Raw genomic sequence first — 21,771 nt, forward strand, 5'->3', positions numbered from 1 at the left:
TAAGCATTGTACATACAGGGCATGGCGCTGTGTGTTTATCGTTCAATTTAAAAAACCTTGCATGATGTTGCGCATCAAACAGACTTTGTTGTTATTACTTGTAGCTGTATTTGTACAGGCACAGGTTGGACTTGACCAGAAACTGGGTGTTGATCCAAAAGTTAAGATCGGTAAGCTGAGTAATGGACTCACATATTACCTGCGTAAAAATGTGGAGCCGAAGAACCGGGCCGAATTACGACTGGTAGTAAATGCTGGCTCTATTCTTGAGTCGGATCAGCAATTGGGGCTTGCCCACTTTGTGGAACATATGGCTTTCAATGGCACCAAAAATTTCAAGAAACAGGAATTGGTAGATTTTCTGGAAAAAAGCGGTGTGAATTTTGGTGCAGACCTGAATGCCTATACCAGTTTCGATGAAACCGTGTATGAGTTACAGGTACCTACTGATAGTATGCAGGTATTTAAAAAAGCCATGCAGATTCTCGAAGACTGGGCCCACCAGGTAAGTTTTGAACCCGTTGAAATTGATAAAGAAAGAGGGGTAATTGTAGAAGAATGGAGACTTGGACGTGGTGCTGATGCACGTATGCGTGACAAATATTTTCCGATTATCCTCAAAGGTTCTCAATATGCCAAACGCATTCCCATTGGCACCAAACAGAGCATTGAAAAATCACCTTACAGCCAGCTTACTAAGTTTTACAAAGACTGGTACCGTCCAGATTTACAGGCAGTGATTGTGGTGGGAGATATTGATATTGCAGAAACCGAACAAATGATTAAAGATCATTTCGGGAAAATTCCTGCGGCAAAAACCCCACGCCCCAGAACAAAATTTGGCGTGCCTTCTTTTCCGGAAACACGCACATCGATACTCACCGATCCTGAACAACCCTATAATGTGATACAGGTATATTACCTGAGACCTGAAATTCCGCAGTCAAAAACAGAAAAAGAATACCGGGCCAGTATTGTACGCAACCTGTTTAACCAGATGATGAGCAGTCGCCTGGAAGAAATTGCCCAGAAACCAGAAGCGCCTTTTCTTTTTGGCAGCAGCAGTTATGGTTCATTCATTGGCGATAAAGATGCTTTTAGCCTGGTAGCTGTAGCCAAAACAGCCAAAGAGATTTCAGCTTCTGTTGAAACACTCTTAAGAGAAAATGAAAGAGTAAAGCAATTCGGTTTTGTGCAAAGTGAGTTGGATCGTGCCATAAAATCTACCCTCTCCCGTTTTGAGAATATTTATAATGAAAGAGACAAAACGAAATCTGCAGAACTGTTACAGGAATATATACGCAATTACCTCAAGGGTGAAACCATTCCCGGAATAGAAAAAGAATTCGAAATGCACCAGAAATACCTGCCAACCATTCAGTTGGCAGAAGTAAATGCATTAATCAAACAATGGATCACGACACAGAACAGATCGGTGGTCATCACAGCCCCTGAAAAAGACAAGGCTGATATGCTCACTGCTACACAGGTTACTGCCCTGCTGAATAAACCACTGGGGCCATTAAAACCATATGAGGATAAAGTGGTGAAAGGTGCTATACTACCTGTTCAGCCTGTTGCGGGTAAAGTGGTCAATGAAAAGAAATATCCATCCATTGAAACCACTGAATGGACCTTATCAAATGGTGCCAGGATGATTCTGAAGCCTACCAATTTTAAAAATGATGAGATCCAGTTCTCTGCTATCAGTTGGGGCGGCACTTCTTTGTACAGTGATAAAGATTATGTAAATGCATCTACCGCTTCTGGCGTAGCCCAGTTCGGAGGAATCGGCGACCTGGATATTCAGAGTCTGCAAAAAGAAATGGCCGGTAAAAACTGTTTTGTATCGCCTTCTATTGCCAACTATATGCAGGGACTCAATGGAAACAGTACCACCAAAGACCTGGAAACAGCGATGCAATTACTGCATGGTTACTTTGTGGCACCCAGAAAAGATGCCAATATGTTTGAGGTACTGAAACAGCAGATGCAGGTACAGATGACCAATAAAGACAAGGACCCAGGTTCTGTTTTTGCTGACTCTGTAAACTATATCATGGGTAATTACCACCCAAGAAGAAAACCCTTCACTTTAGAAAGTATCGGACAACTGGATTTGGATCGTGCCTTTGATATTTACAAAGATCGTTTCAGCAATGGTGGCCAGTTCCTGTTCACTTTCGTGGGTAATTTCAATCTCGATACCATGAAAATGCTGGCTGAAAAATACATTGCCTCTCTGCCGACTTCTGATAAAAAAGAAACCTGGAAAGATGTAGGTATCCGATACCCCAAAGGACAGGTTAACAAAACCATCAGAAAAGGTAAGGAAGCCAAAGCAAGTGTACGTTTATACTTTACAGGTGAAGTAAATGAGATCAATGAAATGGATGAAGTACAACTGGGACAGCTTACCAAGGCACTTGCTATAAAACTGAGAGAAGTTTTAAGAGAAGATGCGGGTGGTGTGTATGGTGTAGGTGTGAATGGAGGCTTTAGCCGTGAGCCGGTAAAAAGTTACAGTATTGGTATTCAGTTTGGTTGTGCACCTGAAAACGTTGACAAACTGGTTGACCTTGTGATGGAGGAAGTTAAAAACACCAAAGCCAATGGTGTACCTGCGGTAAATATTGAAAAGGTAATAGCCGAGCAAACACGTAGCCTTGAAAATGATGTGAAAGAAAACAGCTACTGGCGCTACCGTCTGGAGCAAAACTTTTTCCGCAGCACCGACCCTACAGACATTTTGAAAGCAGGCGACAAGATAAAACTGCTTACAGTAGATAAAACGAAAGAACTGGCCAATCGCCTGTTCAATGAAAACAATATGGTTAAACTGATCCTTTTACCGGAACAGCAGTAACCCGGCGGCTATCACTGCACCCTCATATTCTCTGCTGTAAATCAAATCTTTCCCGAGGAGATATACCTGCAAAGAATATGAGGGCATGCAGATAGTGGCAATGTTATTGACGGGTTTTCTCCATTGGGAGTTCCGGCAAGCGGCTCCATTCCTGTAAAGAACCGTCATAAATTTTCATCGGATAACCGAGTATTCTTCCTGCCAGGTAAACCACACTCGCGGTTTGCCCGATAAAGCAATAACCAATCATTTCCTTTTGCTTATCCTTATTAACGGCATTGAAATAATTCGTTAACTGCACCACTGGTTTGAACTTAGTGGTACTATCAATCAAATCAGGATAAGGCAGGTTAAGGGCTCCGGTAATATGTCCGTCACGAGGATTACCTGTAACATCTCCATCATAAAATCTTTTCAGCCGGGCATCCACTACCAGTTTATCTGCCCCTGCCAATGCTTTCTGTACATAATTTTTATCTACCAGCAATTGCTGATACCTGGGTTCAAAATTGCCTTTGACTACAACAGGTGAAGCTCCCATTTCTACTGGCAAGCCAGCCCTTTTCCACTCTTCCAGTCCGCCATTGAGCAGGCTCACTTTACCATAAAGTCCCAGATGTTCAAGGGTAAGAAACATCCTTGCTGTTACCGTAAGATCGGTACGGGTATAGGCCAGCACCACCTGTGTGTTTTGATGGATGCCTAAGGCCTGTAGTGTTTTTCTGGCAGATGCCAGATCAGGCGCATTGAAATTACCTTCGGGTGAATGGGCTCCCAACCAATCGGGCCAGAGAAAATGCGCTCCGGGAATATGTTCTGTTTCAAAATCGAGACGAAGAAAATTGGTCTGCAGTATCACCAGGTTTTTATCCTGTTTATGCTCCTGCAACCATTCGGGGCTTACCAGAATGGGGTTCGGTTGTGCATAGATAGCAGTTGATGCAGCAACAGCCACTACAAGCAGTATATAGCGCATATAAGAGTTTTAGAGGTTTAAGCTACAAAACTATATGGAGAGGTGATGTTAAAACTGAAGAATGGAGTGGCGTGAATGGTCAATGAAAGAAGGGTGAATAGTGAGTAGTCAGTAGTGAGTATTGAGATACTTGGTCTACAGACTGCTCACTACTCACCATTGACCATTCACCCCCCTGCGTCTTTTCACAGTTGCAGCATCTAAATAGGTTTATTAATTTTAATATATGAAGCCTATTTTATTCTTCAGCATGGCTTTTTGCCTTCTTCTATGTACTAAGCTTATGGCACAATCTGATCAGCTTACAAAGATCAGGGCCGTACAGGCTGTTAATATCTGGCCGGTTTCAATCAATGGCGAATCGAATGATACACTGGTTTATTTTTTTCGAAATGATACCGTTTTACTGAGAACCTCTCATACTTCCCGGCATATGTTTTACTCTGCCGATCAGGAGGAACCTGACAGCATGTTGGTAACCAACATTTATCGCTATTTTCTTTATAAAAAAGGAGCAACAAAAGGACAATGGCTGGAAGATTACAAGATTTCACCAGATAAATTTAACGATACAGAACTGGTAGATTCAGTGCTGGCTAATAAACAAGGTTATTTTGCTACGCCTTTAGCAGAACTGATTCAACATGATAGCATACAATTAATCCATACTAAAACGATTGATCAGCAGATAGAGAAAACATATATCTTCAATAAACACCGACATCTGAAAGGTGCAGATACATTGATTTTGGGATTTCATCCTGGCTTTAAACAGACTGAATTTCGTTTTTACAACTACCAACCTCCTGAAGAAAATATGGTATTGAATAGTGTTCGGATGATTATTCAATGTGATGAAGCCATACAAAAGAATATGCCCGAGTTCGCCCTCATGAAATTTCATCATTACCTGAGTGAAGTATCTCCCGCTATCATTGCAGAAGCGGAAAAATACTTTGCACTTTTTCGAAGCCTCAAGAGCACAGCTTCAGGGCAATGAGAAAAGGGAAGGGTGAATGGTCAATGGTGAATGGTGAATAAAGATGAATGAGTTGTCAGTAGATTAGCCTTCCGTACTCACTACTGACTACTGACTACTGACTACTCACCGCTCACTCTTCTTAGCTGGCTTTTCATTATAACACAGAAAGCTTTCATTCCTAAACCCTATCAAAGCGAAAATCTCGAAAATAATTTTACAAAGAATGACTTTTACCTGTGAAAGAATCTCGGTTTTATCACCGGTAAGCGACAATGTAAGGCGGTTTCCACTTGCTGATAGCTGAAAGCCTAAGCTTTTCAGTATTGTTAATTGATCTTCATAAAATACCCACTTCTTAAGATGCTCATGAATGTCGGGCATGGTAATGTTCAGGGTATTCTTTGTATAGCTGAATTGCAAAATCAGGTTTTGTTGCTGACTGAGAACCAGCTTCAGGTTTTTGATTTCTTTTTTCAATAATCGTTCCAATGTTTCATCGAAAAAAGTTTGCGGAACCGATGAAGGCGTTTGTTCAATTGGCACCTGATGAAGTTTTCCCAGTTCTTCCTGCCCCTCTCTTACCCACCTTTCCAGTAAGTCTTTCATATAAGGATCCGTTTCAGATTCGCGTTGTTTTTGAACCCGCTTCAATCGTCTTTGTAAAGAATCTTTCTGATCATACAATGGATCTTCTAAATTGTGTAGTTTTCGCAACCTTCTGTTTACCTCATACAAGGCTTCAGATTTATAATGAGCCATCAAGTATTCTTTTTCGCTGAGGTACACTTCTATATCTTTTTGAAGCTGCGCTTTTTCTTCTTCGTATATTGAAATTAAAAGTGAGAGCTGACTATCCACTATAGCATGTATTTGTATGGTTGTTGCGAGCCTCCACCTTGGCAAAATGAGTGGGACGAACAAAAAGCATCCTCCAACCATTCAAATATAATAAAATATAAGCATGCATCAAAACCTATATTTATATTAAAATTGAGAGTCAGGAGTGATCATATTGATTATATTAAAAAAGCTATCTCAAATAATAAAAAACACTCACTACTCACTACTCACTACTGACTACTTACTACTCCCCCTCTCTTTCCTCATTTCAACAAACTTCTCAGCAATGGAAAAAAAACCGTTGGTCTTTCAACCCAGGGAAAATGGCCACTCCGTTCTATATAGGTTATTTTTGAATCAGCAAGGCGAAGGTTCATGATTTCCTGTGTACCATCATTAAGAAAGTCCTGTCTTCCCTGAATAATATTTACCTTTTTTTGTAAGGCGTATGCTTTTGTTGCGATATCCCATTTCCAGAAACCCGGTTGATCGAAATACGCATTGAAAAAATCATTGCTGAAAAAAATAGTTTTCTCAAGTACTGGTATAGAAGAAAGGAAAGAGGTGATTTTCTTTTTGTCGAAAAAATAAGATTTGAGGAAGATAGCCTGCATCTTAAATTCTTTATCAACCGCATTCAGACTTGTATCAGCCCCGATATTACCCACTGTGGTCATATCCTGATCGGTAAGCCGCATCATGGCATTATCATTCGAATAACGCTGGAAACGATTATCGGTACCAATGCTTGATACCAGAATGATTTGGCGAACATGTTGGGGGTATTGAATGGCATAACTCAATCCAAAATGGGTACCATAACTATGCCCTATTACCGTCCAACTACCGATGCCTAATTTTTGCCGTACCTTTTCTATATCAGCAACTACTTTATCAGGATTTACCCAACCTGTATCAGGTTTACGGTACTGAGATCGGCCCGTTCCTTCATAATCAATGAGAATGCACTGATAGCCAGGCAAAGAATCGGCTATAGCCCGCATATAATAACTTGAAAATCCGGGACCACCCTGTAAAAGTACCAACGGTGCTCCTGTTCCTTTGGTATAGAAATGGAGATACCCACTTTTAAGAGGTATAGAATCATGTTTGTACTGTGCAGACAGTTTAAAAAAGAGAAAAATGAACGTACTCAGGGTTACTAATTTGCGCATGATATATAGATAATTTATTTTAAATATAGGAAGGAATGAAGAGTCTAGCAGATATTGTTTAGTTCATGTAGAAAAGACAGGCAGCTAATCTTAATTCCTGTTTTGCTTATACCATGCATTTGTGAGCCATTTAAATTCTTTCGAGGATTTTTAAAAACTTCGAGGGTATGTTTTTGAGATATAAGCTTTGTGAGCCTTTTGCTCATCAGTCATTCAAATTCCTGTTTCTTATTCCTTATTTCGTGTTCCTTATTCCATATTTCCTACCTTGCAGCTTCAAAATTTAGAAACATGAGCTTTGGTACTTTTTCCTATCCCATTCCGGCCAATGAGCCTGTTAACAGTTATGCACCCGGCACACCTGAAAAAGCTGCTTTAAAAAAAGCCCTTGCCGACCTGAAAAAGAAAGAAATCGATATCCCCATGTATATCGGTGGCAAGGCCGTTAAAACGGGTAATAAAGTGGCGATCCATCCGCCACACGAGATTAAACATACCCTTGGCTATTTTCATGCGGGTGAAGAGAAACACGTGAATCAGGCTATCGATGCAGCTTTAAAAGCCAAAGATGCCTGGACTGCTATGAGTTGGGAAAACAGGGCGCATATTTTCCTGAAAGCTGCCGACCTGCTGGCTACCAAGTATCGCTATACTATGAATGCAAGTACCATGCTCGGACAAAGCAAGAATGCTTATCAGTCTGAGATTGACAGTACCTGTGAGTTGATTGACTTTTTACGTTTCAATGTGCACTTTTTAAGTGAGATCTATAAACAACAGCCTGTATCGGCCCCAGGTATGCACAACCGTATGGAATGGCGTGCGCTTGAAGGATTTGTACTGGCGGTTACACCTTTTAACTTCACCGCTATCGGTGGTAACCTCCCTACCTCGGCTGCCATGTGCGGTAACGTAGTAGTTTGGAAGCCTGCCAATACGCAGATTTATTCTGCACAACTGTTTATGCGTATCCTGAAGGAAGCAGGATTGCCTGATGGTGTCATCAACCTGATTTATGTTGACGGACCTACTATTGGTAAAGTTTGTTTCAATCACCCTGAATTTGCCGGTGTACACTTCACAGGCTCTACCGGTGTGTTTAACAATATGTGGAAAGTAATCGGTGAGAATATTGCTAAATACCGCTCTTACCCCCGCATTGTTGGTGAAACCGGTGGTAAAGATTTTGTGATTGCACACTCCAGTGCCAATGTGGATGCAGTGGTTACTGCACTTGCCCGTGGCGCTTTTGAGTACCAGGGACAGAAATGTTCAGCTGCTTCACGTGCTTATCTGCCCGATAATATCGCGGCGGAAGTAAAACAGAAATTAGTAGCTACGCTGAAGACCATGAAAATGGGTACGGTTGAAGATTTCAGTAATTTCATCAATGCAGTTATTGACGAGAAAGCTTTTAACAGCATCACCAAATATATCGACGGTGCTAAAAAAGATAAGAAAGCGAAAATCATTGCCGGCGGTAACTACAGTAAAAAAGAAGGCTACTTCATTGAACCTACTGTTATTGAAACCACTGACCCGAAATACAGAACCATGTGCGAAGAAATCTTCGGCCCGGTATTGACCATTTACACATATAAAGCTGCCGATTTCGAAAAAACACTGGACCTTGTTAACAACACTTCTGCCTACGCTTTAACAGGTGCTGTACTGTCGCAAGACAGGGCTGCCGTTGAACTGGCTACCAATAAACTGCGTAATGCTGCTGGTAATTTCTACATCAACGATAAACCAACCGGTGCTGTTGTGGGTCAACAACCTTTTGGTGGTGCAAGAGCTTCCGGCACCAATGATAAAGCCGGCAGCATGCTCAACCTGTTCCGTTGGTTAAGTGCCCGTACCATAAAAGAAACCTATAACCCACCAGTTGATTACAGGTATCCGTTTATGAATGAAGCGTAGATAATAAGGAATAAGAAATAAGGAATATGAAATGGAGAAGTTAGCGCCTTTGTTTTTGTTTAGATTTCTGTGCTAATTTTCACATCGATTATAAAAACGCTAAATGAAAAAAGCCTCCATAAGGAGGCTTTTTTTTCATGCACATGAGAAATAAAAATCAAAATAAACACATCCTCTGATTACTAATTCCTACCCATACTTTCTTCTTTCATATTTCTTATTTCATATTCCTTATTTCTTATTTCTTATCCTTATTTTACTTCGGTAAAACAACGCCATCAATTACATGGATCACGCCATTGCCAGCTTTCAGATCGGTAGCTGTAACGGTTGCAACACCACCATTTTCATCTGTCAGAATTACTTTACCATCCTTGAGTGAAGCAGTTAATGAACCACCGCTAACTGTTTTTACAACGGCTTTACCTTTACCATCTTTGATAGCTTTGATGACAGCAGCAGCATCCAGATTTCCGGCTACAACATGGTAAGTCAGTACTTTGGCTAACTGAGCTTTGTTTTCTGGTTTCAATAAATTATCAACAGTACCAGCAGGTAATTTAGCAAAAGCGTCATTTACCGGAGCAAACACTGTGAATGGACCAGCACCTTGTAGAGTTTCTACCAGTCCGGCAGCTTTAACAGCAGCAACCAGTGTAGTGTGTGCTTTAGAACCTACTGCTATGTCTACAACAGTTTTCTGAGCAGATACGGTTACAAATGCACCCATTAATAGTGCGAAGGCAAAAGAGAAAAATTTCATTTTCATTTTTATAGGTTTTGTTTCTTGGGTATTACTACAGGCAGTAACATGAAAGAGTTCAATCCTTTTTTTCTTTTTTATTTTTTTAACAGCATCGTTTAACAGATATGATCATAAAAGTTTAATCCTTTCAACACAAATAAAATCTGCCTATAAACCTGTGGATCGGAGAACCAATCAATTTTTACATTTGTTATGAATAAAAAGTAGTTTTCAATATGGCAAACCCGAATATTGAGCTGATAGCAGCGCTGAGAACCACCGCTACCCGTTTAAAAAATGGAGCACCCTATGCCTGGGGTAACCATGGTGCCTGCAACTGCGGCAATCTCTTGCAGGTAATAACAGATTTATCAAAAGAAGAAATACTTACGTATGCCCATTCGGGCATCGGTGAATGGACAGAACTGGCGGAAGACTATTGTGGTGTTACCAATGCACCCGTTAGTCTTTTACTAAAAAAGTTACAGGATGCGGGGCTAACCCCTACCGATATTCACCACCTCGAATACCTCGACGACCGGCAGGTACTCAATGCCCTTCCCGGTGGCTTTCGCTGGCTCAAACGCAACCAGCGTGAAGACGTTATTCTCTATTTTGAAACCTTTGCCCTATTACTGGAAGATCAGTTGATTGAATCGGTACCGCTACCAAAAATGGATTTTGAGATCGAGGAAATGGTTATTTGAGTCCGGAAGACCAAAAGTCGGAAAGACCGGGTACAATTTTGTGCCCCGCCATTTCGCCCCACTTCCTCATTTCATATTCCATATTTCTTATTCCTTATTTCTTATTCCCCTCCGGGGCTGCTCATTCATTTTTGCCACATAACCCCTATATTTGCTCCTCAAAATTTGACCAAGTGCCAACCAAATTTTCTAAAGAAACTTATCTATACTGGTATGAGCTGATGCAGCTTATCCGTCAGTTTGAACTGAAAGCCGAGGAAATGTATAAAATGGCGGGTAAGATCCGTGGTTTTTTCCATGCCTATGTAGGCCAGGAAGCCATTGCTGCAGGCTGTATGACTGCTACCCAGCAGGATGACCCCTTTATTACTGCCTACCGCGACCATGGTCTGGCCCTGGCAAAAGGCGTTAGTGCCAATGCCTGTATGGCTGAACTGTATGGTAAAGCAACCGGTTGTGCGAAAGGAAAAGGTGGTAGTATGCACTTTTTCAGTGTGGAACACAAATTCTTTGGTGGTCACGGTATTGTAGGTGCCCAGATTGGTACCGGTGCAGGACTGGCTTTTGCCGAGAAATACAGGGGTTCACAGAATGTGGTACTCTGCTATTTTGGTGATGGTGCTGCCAGACAAGGTATGCTCCATGAAACCTTTAACCTGGCTATGACCTGGAAACTACCAGTCATTTTCATCTGCGAGAATAATAACTACGCCATGGGTACTTCTATTGAACGTACCAGTAACGTAACCGATATCTATAAACTGGCAGATGCGTACGATATGCCCGCTGATAAAATCGATGGTATGTCGGCTGAAGCTGTACACGAAGGCGTAGCAAGAGCCGTAAAAAGAGCGAGACAGGGCGATGGGCCTACCCTGCTTGAAATGAAAACCTACCGATATAAAGGTCACTCGATTTCTGATCCCCAGAAATACCGTACCAAGGAAGAGGTGGATGAATACAAAGAACAGGATCCGCTCACACAGGTGCGTAAAACCATTCTGGACAATGGTTTTGCTACAGAAGAGTTCCTGAATGCCATTGATACCCGTATTGATGCCGTGGTGGAAGAAAGCGTTCGCTTTGCAGAAGAAAGCCCATGGCCCGATGACAGCGAAGTATTAAAGGATGTGTATATCGATCAGAACTATCCATTTATTGTAGATTAATTTTCAACCAACACATAATAACCCGAATAATTTTCTCCCATGAGTGATAAGCACGAAGTGACGCAAGAACATCAGCCCCTGGCAAAAGCGCAGGGTTTCTGGCAACAATACCAAAAAATAATTATCGGCGCTGTTGCCGTTGTAGTAATAGGTATTGCCGGCTGGTTTGGTTATAACGAATACATCGTTAAGCCAAAGGAAGAAAAAGCGGCTGAAGCTTTATTCAAAGCAGAAGAGTATTTCCGTATGGACTCTTCTAACCTGGCACTGAATGGTGATGGTCAGACCCGCGGTGCACTATACGTTATTAAAAATTTCAGTGGTACCAAAGCTGCCAACCTTGCACATTTTTATGCAGGTGTAAGCTACCTGAAACTGGGCGACTTCAATAACGCCGTTAAGTACCTGAAAGATTTCTCAACCGATGCAAAACAGATTCAACTGTTGGCCTATGGTGCATTGGGCGATGCTTGTGCTGAGCAGAACAAAACCGATGATGCGATCAGCTACTATAAAAAAGCGGGCAGCACCTTTGATAAAGACGATAATAACTCTGCTGAATACCTTTTCCGTGCAGCACTCCTGCTCGAAACAAAAGGTAAGAATGATGAAGCATTGGCGCTATACAAGGAGATCAAAGAAAAATTCCCTAAAACCGATAAAGGTTTTCAGGCCGACAGATATATCTATCGTTTAAGCATTGAAAAAAACGACCTGGGAGCTAACTAATGGCAACAAAAGGAAATACCTCAGTAAACAAAGGCATCCCTACCCTAAAGGATGCCTTTGTTGTTATCGTTAAAACCGAATGGAACGCGTATATCATCAATAAGCTGGAAGCTGGGGTGAAGAAAGTGTGCAAGACACAGGGGGTCAAGGTTACCAGCATTGTGGTACCCGGGGCGGTTGAAATTCCATTTGCGGTAAAGAACCATTATGCTTACAGCAAACAATTACCCGATGCCTATATAACACTGGGCACTGTGATTCGGGGCGACACCCCGCATTTTGATTATGTGTGTAAATCTGTAACCGATGGTGTACTGCAACTGAACCTTAGCCTCGATGTACCTGTTATCTTTGGAGTATTAACAGTTGACAATGAACAGCAGGCTATAGAAAGAGTGGGTGGCAAACATGGACATAAAGGAGAGGAAGCTGCTATTACAGCTATTAAAATGATTGCATTGAACCGTAAATTGATGAATCAAAAGTCCTGACATTCAACTCACATGCGTGTACAAATCTTTATACCCTGTTTTATAGACCAGCTCTACCCTACTGTTGCTTTCAATATGGTAAAAGTATTGGAGAAAGCAGGTTGCGAAGTAAGCTACAATGCTAACCAGACCTGTTGTGGGCAGCCCGCCTTCAACGCTGGTTTCTGGGGCGAGGCGAAAGATGTTTGTAATAAATTCATGCAGGACTTCAGCGGAGCTGATTATATCGTTGCACCGAGTGCCAGTTGTGTAGGTTTTGTAAAAAACTATTACAGTAAACTCTATGAACAATCCGCACAACAGCAAGCCGCAAAAAAAATCAGCAGTCGCATTTTTGAATTGTCTGATTTCCTGGTCAATATTCTCAAAACAGAAGACCTTGGTGCCAGTTTTACCGGCAAAGTAACCTATCACGACAGCTGTGCGGCATTACGTGAATGTGGACTAAAGCAGGAACCCCGTAAACTCCTGCAACATGTGAAAGGATTGGAACTGGTGGAGATGGCTGACAATGAAACCTGCTGTGGCTTTGGTGGTAGTTTTGCGGTTAAGTTTGAACCCATCAGTATTGCCATGGGCGATCAGAAAATTACGAATGCAACTGCTACAGGTGCAGAATATATCATCAGTACTGATATGAGTTGCCTGATGCATATTGATGGTTGTATAAAACACAAAGGCACCGGGTTACAGGTATTGCATCTGGCAGATGTACTCGCTTCATTCTAAATCATTCAACCTATTTGTATGGCTTACTGGCTCATTAAATCTGAACCCTTTAAGTATAGCTGGGATCAGTTTGAAAAAGACAAATCCACTTTCTGGGATGGTGTTCGCAATTATGCCGCACGCAATAACCTGCGTGCCATGAAAAAAGGTGATCTGGCTTTCTGGTACCACAGCAATGAAGGATTGGAAATTGTGGGTATTGCGAAAGTGATCAAAGAAGCGTATCCCGATCCTACCATTGATGATGAAACCTGGTCGGCAGTTGATTTTGCTCCTTTTAAAAAATTGAAAAAGCCAGTCGGACTTGCTGAAATCAAGACTGATAAAAGACTTGCCAACATGGCACTTGTACGTCTGGGCCGTTTATCTGTACAACCTGTTACAGATGAAGAATGGAAAATTATCATGGAACTTTCCGGTACTAAATGATTCCCCCTTTGATGATCCCCGTTCACCCCTGTTCACTGCGGTGAACTTACCCGAATATTCACCGCAGAGAACGGAGGAAACGAAGATTGCGCAGGGTTATCTTTTAACAGATTTTATTGGGTTACTTTCCTGTGGTCTGTGGTATTCATAGCTACAGGCCTGTGCATTTTTTTCTTCACTGCATCTCATTAAAAACAAAATTTATGAAGACCATCCCCTACATGGCCTGTGTGGCCATACTGCTATCTATTGCCTGTAACAGATCAGGTGCCGATCAACTAAAGGAGAAAACAACTACTGCAGATATTGAGCTTACGGAAGTAGCAACTGTAGATACAGCCTATACGCCACCGCAAATGGTACCCGATGAATTACAGAAAGAAAAAACAACTGATCCTCCTAGTTTTCAGGATTGGGATAAAAAATTGATCAAGACTGCCAACATTACTGTTGAAGCCGGCAACTATAACCGCTTTGATCAGGATATCAGATCAACATTGAAGAAATACGGAGCCTATATTGCTGCAGAAGAGCAACTTTTTTCTGAAGACAGAAAACAAAACCTGATGACCATTAAAGTACCGGTTATCTATTTTGAATCATTGCTGGGTCATGTAGGTACTGACAGCAATCGTATTGTACAAAAAAATATCAGTACAGAAGATGTTACGGCTGACATGTATGACAGCAGGTCGAGAATAGAGGCCCGGAAAAAAATCAGGGATCGTTATGTTCAGTTATTGCAACAGGCCAAAAAAATGGATGATGTATTAAAAGTGGAGCAGGAAATCAATGCTATACAGGAAGAACTCGAATCGGCTGCCGGCAGGCTCAATTATCTCTCACACCAAACTTCTTACAGCACCATCCACCTCACCTATTACTCTTTACTCACAGCTATACCTGAAACGCAGAAACCCAATGCAATCTGGCCACGCATCAAAGAAGGTCTGGCTGATGGCGGTAATATTTTACTGGAAATAATTCTCTTTGGTATTCGTTTATGGCCCTTAATTTTAATAGGCCTACTAATTGGCTTCTTATGGAAACGAAAACTTCAGACCGTCAAAAAATAAAACCCAAACTGGTGGTACTCACAGGAGCCGGTATCAGTGCAGAAAGTGGTATCAAAACTTTTCGCGACAGCGATGGACTCTGGGAGGGCCACGATATTTATGAAGTGGCTTCCCCCAAGGGCTGGAAGAAAAACCCTGCACTGGTACTTGACTTTTATAACCTCCGCAGGAGAGATATTGCTGCTGCACAACCCAATGCAGCTCATAACGGGCTTGCGGATCTGGAAGCTGATTTTGATGTACATATTATTACCCAGAATATCGATGACCTGCATGAACGTGGTGGCAGCAGTAAAGTGCTTCACCTTCATGGTGAGATTTTTAAAATGAGGAGTGAATACGACGAATCATTGATCTATGATATCAGGGGTGATATACAGTTAGGGGATACGGCTGGAGACGGGCATCAGCTCAGACCCTATATTGTATGGTTTGAAGAACCTGTGCCGATGATTTCCGAAGCAGCAAGCATTACCTCACAGGCCGACATTTTTGTGGTCATTGGCACATCGCTGGTGGTATACCCTGCCGCGGGCTTACTTGAAATGGCACCGAAGCATATTCCCAAATACATCATCGACAAACATATACCTCAAACGGGAGCCATACCCAATCTTACCCGTATTGAAGCCACAGCATCGGCAGGTGTTGCGAAACTGAAGCAGCTATTATAAGAGCCGTTAGCTATTAGCCATAGACCACAGGCTAATGAAAGAATATATATCCGATGATGATGGCCATGATAACGCCTATGATATCTGCCAGCATACCTGCCCAGATGGCGTAACGCACTTTCTTGATACCTACACTACCAAAATAAAGGGCGATGATATAAAAAGTTGTATCGGCTGAACCCTGGAAAGTGGAAGCCAGTTTACCCACAAAAGAATCAGGACCGTGTACCTGCATGGCATCCAGCATCAATCCCCTTGCCCCACTGCCACTGAACGGCTTCATGATGGCAACAGGCAATGCAGACGTGAAATCGGTATTGACACCTGTCTGCATCAACAGCCATGTTATGCCTTCTACCATATAACCCAATGCACCACTATCGCGGAAAATACGGATGGCCACCAGCATACCAACGAGGTATGGAATGATTTTTATGATTACATCGAACCCACCTTTGGCGCCCTCAATGAAGGCATCAAATACATTTACCTTTTTCCATACGGCACCCAGAATAATGGTTACCACAATTAACAGCAAGAGCAGGTTACCTGTTATTTTACTGAATACTTCTCTTTGTTCCGGAGCCATACCCTGTACCCAATATAACATGAGCGCCACCAGCAACAGCATGCTACCGATCCAGCCCAGCATTACACGATCCCATTTTAGCTTCTGCTTAAAACCAACCACAAATATGGATGCCAGTGTGGTACAAATGGTAGCCAGCACCAGGGGTATGAAAATACTGGCTGCTTCTTTGGAACCTGCTGCAAGCCGGTATGAAATAATGGTTAACGGAATGAGAGTGAGTCCACTGGTATGTAATACCAGAAACATGATCTGTGCATTGGAGGCTTTCTCTTTATCCGGATTAATCGACTGCAGTCCTTCCATGGCTTTTAACCCAAAGGGTGTAGCCGCATTATCCAGCCCCAGCATATTGGCACTGAAATTCATAACCATTTGGCCCATTGCAGGGTGTTTCTCGGGTACTTCCGGAAACAGACGCTTCAAAAAAGGGTTCAATATTCTCGCCAACCAATTAATGGCACCTGCTTTTTCGGCAATATTCATCAATCCCAGGAAAAAGACCATGGCGCCCGTTAAAGGGAATGCCACATCCACCACAGAACTTTTAGCACTGTCGAACATACCATCTACCAATGTCTTAAAGATATCTGTATCGTGCAGGAAAATAAACTTATACAGCGCAATCACAAACGCAATCACAAAAAATGCGATCCATACAATGTTAAGGGCCATGGGGTTGAATTAGAAGGTGAAAATAGTGAATAGTGAGTAGTGAGTGGTCAGCAGTGAGTAAGAAACTTTAGAATTATGATCGTTTCCCCATCTACTCACTACTCACTGTTAACTACTCACTAATCTCCCCCTAAAAACGCTATATTTGCGGCTCGAAAAAATGGATTATGGCTTTACAAGCAGGTATTGTAGGTTTACCCAATGTTGGAAAATCAACACTTTTTAACGCAGTCAGCAACAGCGCAAAGGCTCAGGCGAGTAACTATCGTTTCTGTACCATTGAACCCAATGTGGGTTTGGTGGATGTACCCGATGAGCGTTTGGCAAAACTGGCTGAACTGGTAGTTCCCAACAGAATTGTACCCACGCAGATGGAGATTGTAGACATTGCAGGTCTTGTAAAAGGTGCCAGTAAGGGTGAGGGTCTGGGTAATAAATTCCTGGGGAATATCAGGGAAGTAGATGCCATCATCCATGTGATCCGCTGTTTTGAAGATGAGAATGTATTACGTGATGAAGGTGCCATCAACCCTGTTAGCGATAAAGAAATCATTGATACCGAACTGCAGTTGAAAGACCTGGAAAGCGTAGAAAAGAAAATGCAGCGTGTAGAAAAAATGGCCCGTGTAGGTACCGATGTGAAAGCAAAAGCTGAATTTGAAATACTCTCCCGTTGCAAAGCACACCTCGAAACCGGAAAAAGTATTTACTCATTAGGCTTAAGCAAAGAAGAAAAAGCAGCAGTTGCTGATCTTTTTCTCTTAACAGACAAGCCTGTTCTTTATGTGGCGAATGTTGATGAAGCCAGTATGCATACCGGTAACAAATTTTCTGAGCAACTGAAAGCGGTTGCCGCTGCTGAAGGCGCTGAAATGATTGTGATGTGTAATAATATTGAGGCACAGATTGCAGAAATGGAAGTGGAAGAAGACAAGCTCATGTTCATGGAAGAATATAAAATGACAGAACCTGCCCTGAACAGATTGATCCGTAGTGCTTATAAACTCCTGAACCTCGATACTTACTTTACGGCCGGCGTACAGGAAGTAAGGGCATGGACCATCCATAAAGGATGGAAAGCTCCTCAGGCTGCCGGTGTGATTCATACTGATTTTGAAAAAGGTTTTATCAAGGCTGAAGTAATTGCTTACGACGATTTCGTAAAATACGGCAGTGAAGCTGCCTGCAGAGAAAACGGCAAACTCAGGATTGAAGGAAAAGAATACATCGTAAAAGACGGGGATGTAATGCATTTCCGGTTCAACGTATAATTACACGTAAAAAACTGCCGGCTTTTAGTCGGCAGTTTTTTTTTACCACAGGGTTTCAAAGAGTGGCACAGAGGTCTTATGATGAATTTGTCTGGATAGATTGTGCCTTCATTTCGATGAAAGCACAATTCAGCTTTCTTACAAAAAAATCAATCCTTACTTAGTAAATTTGTCTCATGGCTAGCTTGTCAATCTGGGAACAGGAATCGTTTTATGCGCCCCATGATATCATTATTGTAGGTGCAGGTTTAATGGGTCTATGGACAGCCAAAGAATTGCTGGAGCGCAATGCATCTCTCCGTATTCTTATCCTTGAAAGAAACACCACGCCTTTGGGTGCCTCTACCCGTAATGCAGGCTTTGCCTGTTTCGGAAGTCCGACCGAACTGATGAGCGATTTAGAAACCATGGGTAGTAAAGACATGCTGGAAGTGGTTGAAATGCGGTATAAGGGCATTGAAAAGATTAAACAGCATTTTCCTGATGATCTTATAGGTTTTGAGCATTGTGGTGGTTATGAGTGTATCAATAAGGATTCACGCTATTGGCCGGCATTAGATGACAGGATCAGTCAGTTAAATAAATTACTCAAAGACATTACCGGTCAGCGTTCAGTTTTTACATACGCAGGCGATCAACTTCAGGGGCTAGGATTACAAAATTTTGATACCCTGATAGAGAACCGAACAGAAGCTGCCTTGCATAGCGGCAAACTGGTACAGGCACTTACACAGCTTTTATTGAAAAAAGGTGTTACGATCTTATCGGGTTTTGCTGTAAAAGAATGGCATAGGCACCCCACCTATTTTGAAGTGATTGGAGAACAGCAGGCATCTGTTAAAGGTACCCAACTGATATTTTGTACCAATGCATTCAGTAATGTCCTGCTGGATACCGCTGTGGTTGAACCCGGCCGTGGACAGATCATACTCACTTCTCCTATTGACCATCTACCCATGATCGGCACTTTTCATTTTGACGAGGGTTATTATTACTGGCGTCACCTGGGCAACCGTATTTTACTAGGTGGGGGCAGGAATGCAGACTTTTCAGGTGAAAACACAACAGATTTCAAGGGATCAGATCTCATCAGAAATACATTGGCTTCTTTTCTTAGCAGACATTTAGCACCTTCGCTGCAATACACCATAGAACATGCCTGGAGCGGCATTATGGGTTTTACGAAAGATAAGCGTCCATTTACAGGCTATGTAAAAGAGGGTGCTTACCTTGCCATTGCCTGCAATGGTATGGGTGTGGCGCTTACCCCCGTTATCGCAGAAAAAGTAGCAGCCGACATCCTTGCCTGATGCTGCTCAACCTTTTTTCTCCCCTTCTCCCCGCAAGAAAAAGTTATAACAATAGCTCTATTATACATCATAGAAAGATTTCTCCCGGAAGAAAAGGAGAATGGCTCACTTATCCTCTTTAACAATCAGATTACTGTTGATTCCTTATTTTTAGCCTGAATTTTACAACCATGAAACTATCAACCATACTGGCAGCCATTATTTTATTGAGCAGTTGTGGCGGTCAAAAAGACAATGGAGATGAAGGAAATAATAAGAGTACTGCTGCCATACCTGCACCCACCAATCTGAATTATTCGATTGTAAAAGTGTACCCGCATGATACCAGTTCCTATACACAGGGATTAATCTGGCATAATAATACATTATATGAGGGTACTGGCTTGGAAGGGGAAAGCCGATTAATGAAAGTAGATCTTATATCAGGTAAATACAACCAGAAAATAGAGCTTGCAAAAGAATATTTTGGAGAAGGAATTACCATTTTCAATGATAAAATCTACCAGCTTACTTATCAAGAGCACAAGGTTTTCGTGTATGATCTTACGACATTCAAGAAGATCAAAGAATTCGATTGGAACATGGAAGGATGGGGCCTGACCCACAATGGGAAACAGTTGATTGTTAGCACTGGAAGTAGCAATCTCTACTTTGTAAATCCGGAAACTTTTGCCATTGAAAAAACAGTCGGCGTTTATGATAACAATGGATACCTTGCCAGTCTGAATGAACTAGAATATGTAAATGGGCAAGTGTATGCGAATGTGTATTATAAGGACTGGATTGTAAAAATCAACCCTGAAACAGGGCTGGTAGAAGGACGTATAGACTTAGCAGGTTTGTTACAGAAAACCAATCAGCAGGTTAATGAAGAATATTATATCTCTCAAGGATATGTACTTAATGGTATTGCTTATAATGCCTCCAGTAATAGCTTCTACATCACCGGAAAAAAATGGCCTGCTTTATACGAAATCAAACTAAACTAAGTACATAGATCAGCGAACTGCAGCGTCGTTTATCGCCCAATGTGGTGAGGTTTGACCCTAATCCTTTTAATAAGGCTCCTGGTAAATTGGAGCTCCCATTTTTATATTGTTCGCTTAGCATTGATACATAAAAAGCATCAAACCACATCGGATACATGGATTGTATGGTAAACCCTTCCAGTTCTGCCAGTTTCTGCATACCTGCCGGAGAGAAATGATACAGATGTCTGGGCACATCCCAGGCGGCCCAGTATTGTCCATATACTTCTCCATCCCTGCTTGTATAATTCGGCACAGCAATTACCAGTTTCCCGGTGGGCTTAAGTAACGCTTTAAACTGTTTGAAATAGCCATGCAGGTCGTGCACATGCTCAAGTACATGCCAGAGTGTAATAACATCAAAAGCGTTCTCTGGCAAAGTATATATATCTTCTGCTGAGCGCAGTTCAATACCATATTTGGTTCTGGCATTTTCTCTTGCAATGTTATCTGGCTCTAATCCGGTTACCTTCCAGCCGGCTTGAAGCATGGTCGCTGCAAAAGCACCTGTACCTGCTCCTATGTCCAGCAGTACTCCCTGTTTTTGTCTGCAAACACGCTGAATCATTCTTCGCTTACTACCCAAGGTATAAGAACGCACCCAATGGTATAAACGATTAATCAATCCTTTGGCTGTATCAGAATGAGATATATACTCAGCAGATTGGTAATACGGACCTATATGCATCAAATCAGGAGCCGATTGTGTAAAACGATTGGTACAATCAGCACAATGCCATATTTCAAATGAACGATGGCTTACGGTATAATCTTTGGCCGCTAATACCGGATGTATGGCTTTGCTGTAGCAAAAAGGGCAATGCTGATAATTGATCAAAGATTCACTCATTCCATTCAAAACTTTAAAGATAATGATAAGCGATGGCAGCAATGCCTAATAATAAAAAGATGATGGCATATATCCACCAACCGGAGTCGGTCTTCGCTTCATCAGCTGTTTCTTCTGTTGTATCCACCTGCCAGATATGTCCCTGCGGAAGTTCAACCGATGTGGGTCCCAAATGAGTTGTCAGCGGTTCAAAATGGTATTCCCCAGCTTCGGTTTTACGCAATAATCCCATAAAGGGTAATTCCGCTGTTGCTTTTTGGGTAAGCTGATCTTTTACAGACTTTATCCATTCATTAAATGTACCGATCACCGTTACCTCATCTGTTTCAGTTTCCTGTGCCAGAAAAAGAAACAGAATTTTATCTGCCTGGACGGCCTGCTGCTCAAAATGCAACTGATAGGTGGGTGATAAGAGTGCTGTACCGGATGCATCTATTGATGCCGGTTTACGTTGAACGGTAAATTGACCAATTTCGGGTAGGCCAAGATGACCGTTTAAAACAAGGTATTTGTACAATAATTCCTGAATCATGTATC

Annotated in this window: 21 protein-coding genes; 14 read left to right on the forward strand and 7 right to left on the reverse strand. The window is 42.0% G+C overall.

Annotated features, from left to right (window positions below; genetic code table 11):
• Positions 1-61: 61 nt before the first annotated feature.
• On the forward strand, positions 62-2,866 hold the full coding sequence (locus BC659_RS00420; protein ID WP_133472610.1) for a M16 family metallopeptidase: 2,805 nt from the start codon (positions 62-64) through the stop codon (positions 2,864-2,866).
• 103 nt (positions 2,867-2,969) lie between these two features.
• Here BC659_RS00420 and BC659_RS00425 read toward each other — a convergent pair whose 3' ends face one another.
• Positions 2,970-3,842: a sulfurtransferase gene (locus BC659_RS00425; protein WP_133472611.1), complete on the reverse strand. Its 873-nt coding sequence runs from the start codon at positions 3,840-3,842 to the stop codon at positions 2,970-2,972.
• Between the two features lie 283 nt (positions 3,843-4,125).
• Here BC659_RS00425 and BC659_RS00430 point away from each other — a divergent pair, with 283 nt between their 5' ends.
• The gene (locus BC659_RS00430; RefSeq protein WP_133472612.1) at positions 4,126-4,842 is read left to right on the forward strand and encodes a hypothetical protein; all 717 of its coding nucleotides are present in this window, start codon (positions 4,126-4,128) and stop codon (positions 4,840-4,842) included.
• 105 nt (positions 4,843-4,947) lie between these two features.
• Here BC659_RS00430 and BC659_RS00435 read toward each other — a convergent pair whose 3' ends face one another.
• Both BC659_RS00435 and BC659_RS00440 read right to left on the reverse strand, forming a co-directional pair.
• Entirely contained in the window at positions 4,948-5,583 is a 636-nt protein-coding gene (locus BC659_RS00435; RefSeq protein ID WP_133472613.1) for a hypothetical protein, read from the reverse strand.
• A gap of 344 nt (positions 5,584-5,927) precedes the next feature.
• On the reverse strand, positions 5,928-6,839 hold the full coding sequence (locus BC659_RS00440; protein ID WP_133472614.1) for an alpha/beta fold hydrolase: 912 nt from the start codon (positions 6,837-6,839) through the stop codon (positions 5,928-5,930).
• A gap of 291 nt (positions 6,840-7,130) precedes the next feature.
• On the opposite strand from BC659_RS00440, the gene pruA reads away from it, so the two are divergent.
• The gene (pruA, locus tag BC659_RS00445) at positions 7,131-8,762 is read left to right on the forward strand and encodes an L-glutamate gamma-semialdehyde dehydrogenase (RefSeq protein ID WP_133472615.1); all 1,632 of its coding nucleotides are present in this window, start codon (positions 7,131-7,133) and stop codon (positions 8,760-8,762) included.
• Positions 8,763-9,018: 256 nt separating this feature from the next.
• Here the strand turns inward: pruA and BC659_RS00450 are convergent, their stop codons facing one another.
• Positions 9,019-9,531: a fasciclin domain-containing protein gene (locus tag BC659_RS00450; RefSeq protein WP_211340681.1), complete on the reverse strand. Its 513-nt coding sequence runs from the start codon at positions 9,529-9,531 to the stop codon at positions 9,019-9,021.
• A gap of 212 nt (positions 9,532-9,743) precedes the next feature.
• Here BC659_RS00450 and BC659_RS00455 point away from each other — a divergent pair, with 212 nt between their 5' ends.
• The 8 genes from BC659_RS00455 (at position 9,744) to BC659_RS00490 (ending at position 15,511) form a co-directional block, all read left to right on the forward strand.
• Positions 9,744-10,214 (forward strand): hypothetical protein, encoded by a 471-nt coding sequence (locus tag BC659_RS00455; RefSeq protein WP_133472616.1) that lies wholly within the window; start codon positions 9,744-9,746, stop codon positions 10,212-10,214.
• A gap of 173 nt (positions 10,215-10,387) precedes the next feature.
• Positions 10,388-11,383 (forward strand): pyruvate dehydrogenase (acetyl-transferring) E1 component subunit alpha, encoded by a 996-nt coding sequence (pdhA, locus tag BC659_RS00460; protein ID WP_133472617.1) that lies wholly within the window; start codon positions 10,388-10,390, stop codon positions 11,381-11,383.
• 39 nt (positions 11,384-11,422) lie between these two features.
• Positions 11,423-12,112: a YfgM family protein gene (locus BC659_RS00465; protein ID WP_133472618.1), complete on the forward strand. Its 690-nt coding sequence runs from the start codon at positions 11,423-11,425 to the stop codon at positions 12,110-12,112.
• Entirely contained in the window at positions 12,112-12,603 is a 492-nt protein-coding gene (ribH, locus tag BC659_RS00470) for a 6,7-dimethyl-8-ribityllumazine synthase (RefSeq protein WP_133472619.1), read from the forward strand. The genes BC659_RS00465 and ribH overlap by 1 nt, the downstream gene beginning before the upstream one ends.
• Positions 12,604-12,615: 12 nt before the next feature.
• Positions 12,616-13,332 carry a (Fe-S)-binding protein gene (locus BC659_RS00475; RefSeq protein WP_133472620.1) on the forward strand — a complete coding sequence of 239 codons (717 nt, stop codon included), beginning with the start codon at positions 12,616-12,618 and terminating at the stop codon, positions 13,330-13,332.
• Between the two features lie 18 nt (positions 13,333-13,350).
• Positions 13,351-13,761, forward strand: a complete 411-nt coding sequence (locus BC659_RS00480) for an EVE domain-containing protein (protein WP_133472621.1) — start codon at positions 13,351-13,353, stop codon at positions 13,759-13,761.
• 203 nt (positions 13,762-13,964) lie between these two features.
• Positions 13,965-14,837 carry a DUF4349 domain-containing protein gene (locus BC659_RS00485; protein WP_133472622.1) on the forward strand — a complete coding sequence of 291 codons (873 nt, stop codon included), beginning with the start codon at positions 13,965-13,967 and terminating at the stop codon, positions 14,835-14,837.
• The gene (locus tag BC659_RS00490) at positions 14,804-15,511 is read left to right on the forward strand and encodes an SIR2 family NAD-dependent protein deacylase (protein WP_133472623.1); all 708 of its coding nucleotides are present in this window, start codon (positions 14,804-14,806) and stop codon (positions 15,509-15,511) included. Before BC659_RS00485 ends, BC659_RS00490 begins: the two co-directional genes overlap by 34 nt.
• 31 nt (positions 15,512-15,542) lie before the next feature.
• On the opposite strand, the gene BC659_RS00495 is transcribed toward BC659_RS00490, so the two are convergent.
• Complete coding sequence (locus tag BC659_RS00495) at positions 15,543-16,775, reverse strand: nucleoside recognition domain-containing protein (protein ID WP_133472624.1); 1,233 nt, start codon at positions 16,773-16,775, stop codon at positions 15,543-15,545.
• A gap of 167 nt (positions 16,776-16,942) precedes the next feature.
• On the opposite strand from BC659_RS00495, the gene ychF reads away from it, so the two are divergent.
• The 3 genes from ychF (at position 16,943) to BC659_RS00510 (ending at position 20,345) form a co-directional block, all read left to right on the forward strand.
• On the forward strand, positions 16,943-18,046 hold the full coding sequence (ychF, locus tag BC659_RS00500; RefSeq protein ID WP_133472625.1) for a redox-regulated ATPase YchF: 1,104 nt from the start codon (positions 16,943-16,945) through the stop codon (positions 18,044-18,046).
• 176 nt (positions 18,047-18,222) lie between these two features.
• Positions 18,223-19,356 carry an NAD(P)/FAD-dependent oxidoreductase gene (locus BC659_RS00505; protein WP_133472626.1) on the forward strand — a complete coding sequence of 378 codons (1,134 nt, stop codon included), beginning with the start codon at positions 18,223-18,225 and terminating at the stop codon, positions 19,354-19,356.
• A gap of 170 nt (positions 19,357-19,526) precedes the next feature.
• Positions 19,527-20,345, forward strand: a complete 819-nt coding sequence (locus BC659_RS00510) for a glutaminyl-peptide cyclotransferase (protein ID WP_133472627.1) — start codon at positions 19,527-19,529, stop codon at positions 20,343-20,345.
• On the opposite strand, the gene BC659_RS00515 is transcribed toward BC659_RS00510, so the two are convergent.
• Both BC659_RS00515 and BC659_RS00520 read right to left on the reverse strand, forming a co-directional pair.
• Positions 20,332-21,234 (reverse strand): class I SAM-dependent methyltransferase, encoded by a 903-nt coding sequence (locus tag BC659_RS00515; protein ID WP_133472628.1) that lies wholly within the window; start codon positions 21,232-21,234, stop codon positions 20,332-20,334. The genes BC659_RS00510 and BC659_RS00515 overlap by 14 nt on opposite strands.
• Before the next feature lie 13 nt (positions 21,235-21,247).
• Positions 21,248-21,766, reverse strand: coding sequence for a hypothetical protein (locus BC659_RS00520; protein ID WP_133472629.1), 519 nt, complete (start codon positions 21,764-21,766; stop codon positions 21,248-21,250).
• Positions 21,767-21,771: the final 5 nt, after the last annotated feature.

The organism is Sediminibacterium goheungense, assembly GCF_004361915.1.
GTDB lineage: Bacteria > Bacteroidota > Bacteroidia > Chitinophagales > Chitinophagaceae > Sediminibacterium > Sediminibacterium goheungense.

Excerpts from the sequence above, each read along its gene's own strand:
- BC659_RS00490 (WP_133472623.1), top strand. The coding sequence starts at position 14,804 with ATGGAAACGAAAACTTCAGACCGTCAAAAAATAAAACCCAAACTGGTG.
- ribH (WP_133472619.1), top strand. The coding sequence starts at position 12,112 with ATGGCAACAAAAGGAAATACCTCAGTAAACAAAGGCATCCCTACCCTA.
- BC659_RS00520 (WP_133472629.1), bottom strand. The coding sequence starts at position 21,766 with ATGATTCAGGAATTATTGTACAAATACCTTGTTTTAAACGGTCATCTT.
- BC659_RS00480 (WP_133472621.1), top strand. The coding sequence starts at position 13,351 with ATGGCTTACTGGCTCATTAAATCTGAACCCTTTAAGTATAGCTGGGAT.
- BC659_RS00495 (WP_133472624.1), bottom strand. The coding sequence starts at position 16,775 with ATGGCCCTTAACATTGTATGGATCGCATTTTTTGTGATTGCGTTTGTG.
- BC659_RS00430 (WP_133472612.1), top strand. The coding sequence starts at position 4,126 with ATGGCACAATCTGATCAGCTTACAAAGATCAGGGCCGTACAGGCTGTT.
- pruA (WP_133472615.1), top strand. The coding sequence starts at position 7,131 with ATGAGCTTTGGTACTTTTTCCTATCCCATTCCGGCCAATGAGCCTGTT.
- BC659_RS00465 (WP_133472618.1), top strand. The coding sequence starts at position 11,423 with ATGAGTGATAAGCACGAAGTGACGCAAGAACATCAGCCCCTGGCAAAA.
- BC659_RS00425 (WP_133472611.1), bottom strand. The coding sequence starts at position 3,842 with ATGCGCTATATACTGCTTGTAGTGGCTGTTGCTGCATCAACTGCTATC.
- BC659_RS00510 (WP_133472627.1), top strand. The coding sequence starts at position 19,527 with ATGAAACTATCAACCATACTGGCAGCCATTATTTTATTGAGCAGTTGT.
- BC659_RS00440 (WP_133472614.1), bottom strand. The coding sequence starts at position 6,839 with ATGCGCAAATTAGTAACCCTGAGTACGTTCATTTTTCTCTTTTTTAAA.
- BC659_RS00455 (WP_133472616.1), top strand. The coding sequence starts at position 9,744 with ATGGCAAACCCGAATATTGAGCTGATAGCAGCGCTGAGAACCACCGCT.
- ychF (WP_133472625.1), top strand. The coding sequence starts at position 16,943 with ATGGCTTTACAAGCAGGTATTGTAGGTTTACCCAATGTTGGAAAATCA.
- BC659_RS00420 (WP_133472610.1), top strand. The coding sequence starts at position 62 with ATGATGTTGCGCATCAAACAGACTTTGTTGTTATTACTTGTAGCTGTA.
- BC659_RS00505 (WP_133472626.1), top strand. The coding sequence starts at position 18,223 with ATGGCTAGCTTGTCAATCTGGGAACAGGAATCGTTTTATGCGCCCCAT.
- BC659_RS00450 (WP_211340681.1), bottom strand. The coding sequence starts at position 9,531 with ATGAAAATGAAATTTTTCTCTTTTGCCTTCGCACTATTAATGGGTGCA.
- BC659_RS00435 (WP_133472613.1), bottom strand. The coding sequence starts at position 5,583 with ATGGCTCATTATAAATCTGAAGCCTTGTATGAGGTAAACAGAAGGTTG.
- BC659_RS00475 (WP_133472620.1), top strand. The coding sequence starts at position 12,616 with ATGCGTGTACAAATCTTTATACCCTGTTTTATAGACCAGCTCTACCCT.
- BC659_RS00515 (WP_133472628.1), bottom strand. The coding sequence starts at position 21,234 with ATGAGTGAATCTTTGATCAATTATCAGCATTGCCCTTTTTGCTACAGC.
- BC659_RS00485 (WP_133472622.1), top strand. The coding sequence starts at position 13,965 with ATGAAGACCATCCCCTACATGGCCTGTGTGGCCATACTGCTATCTATT.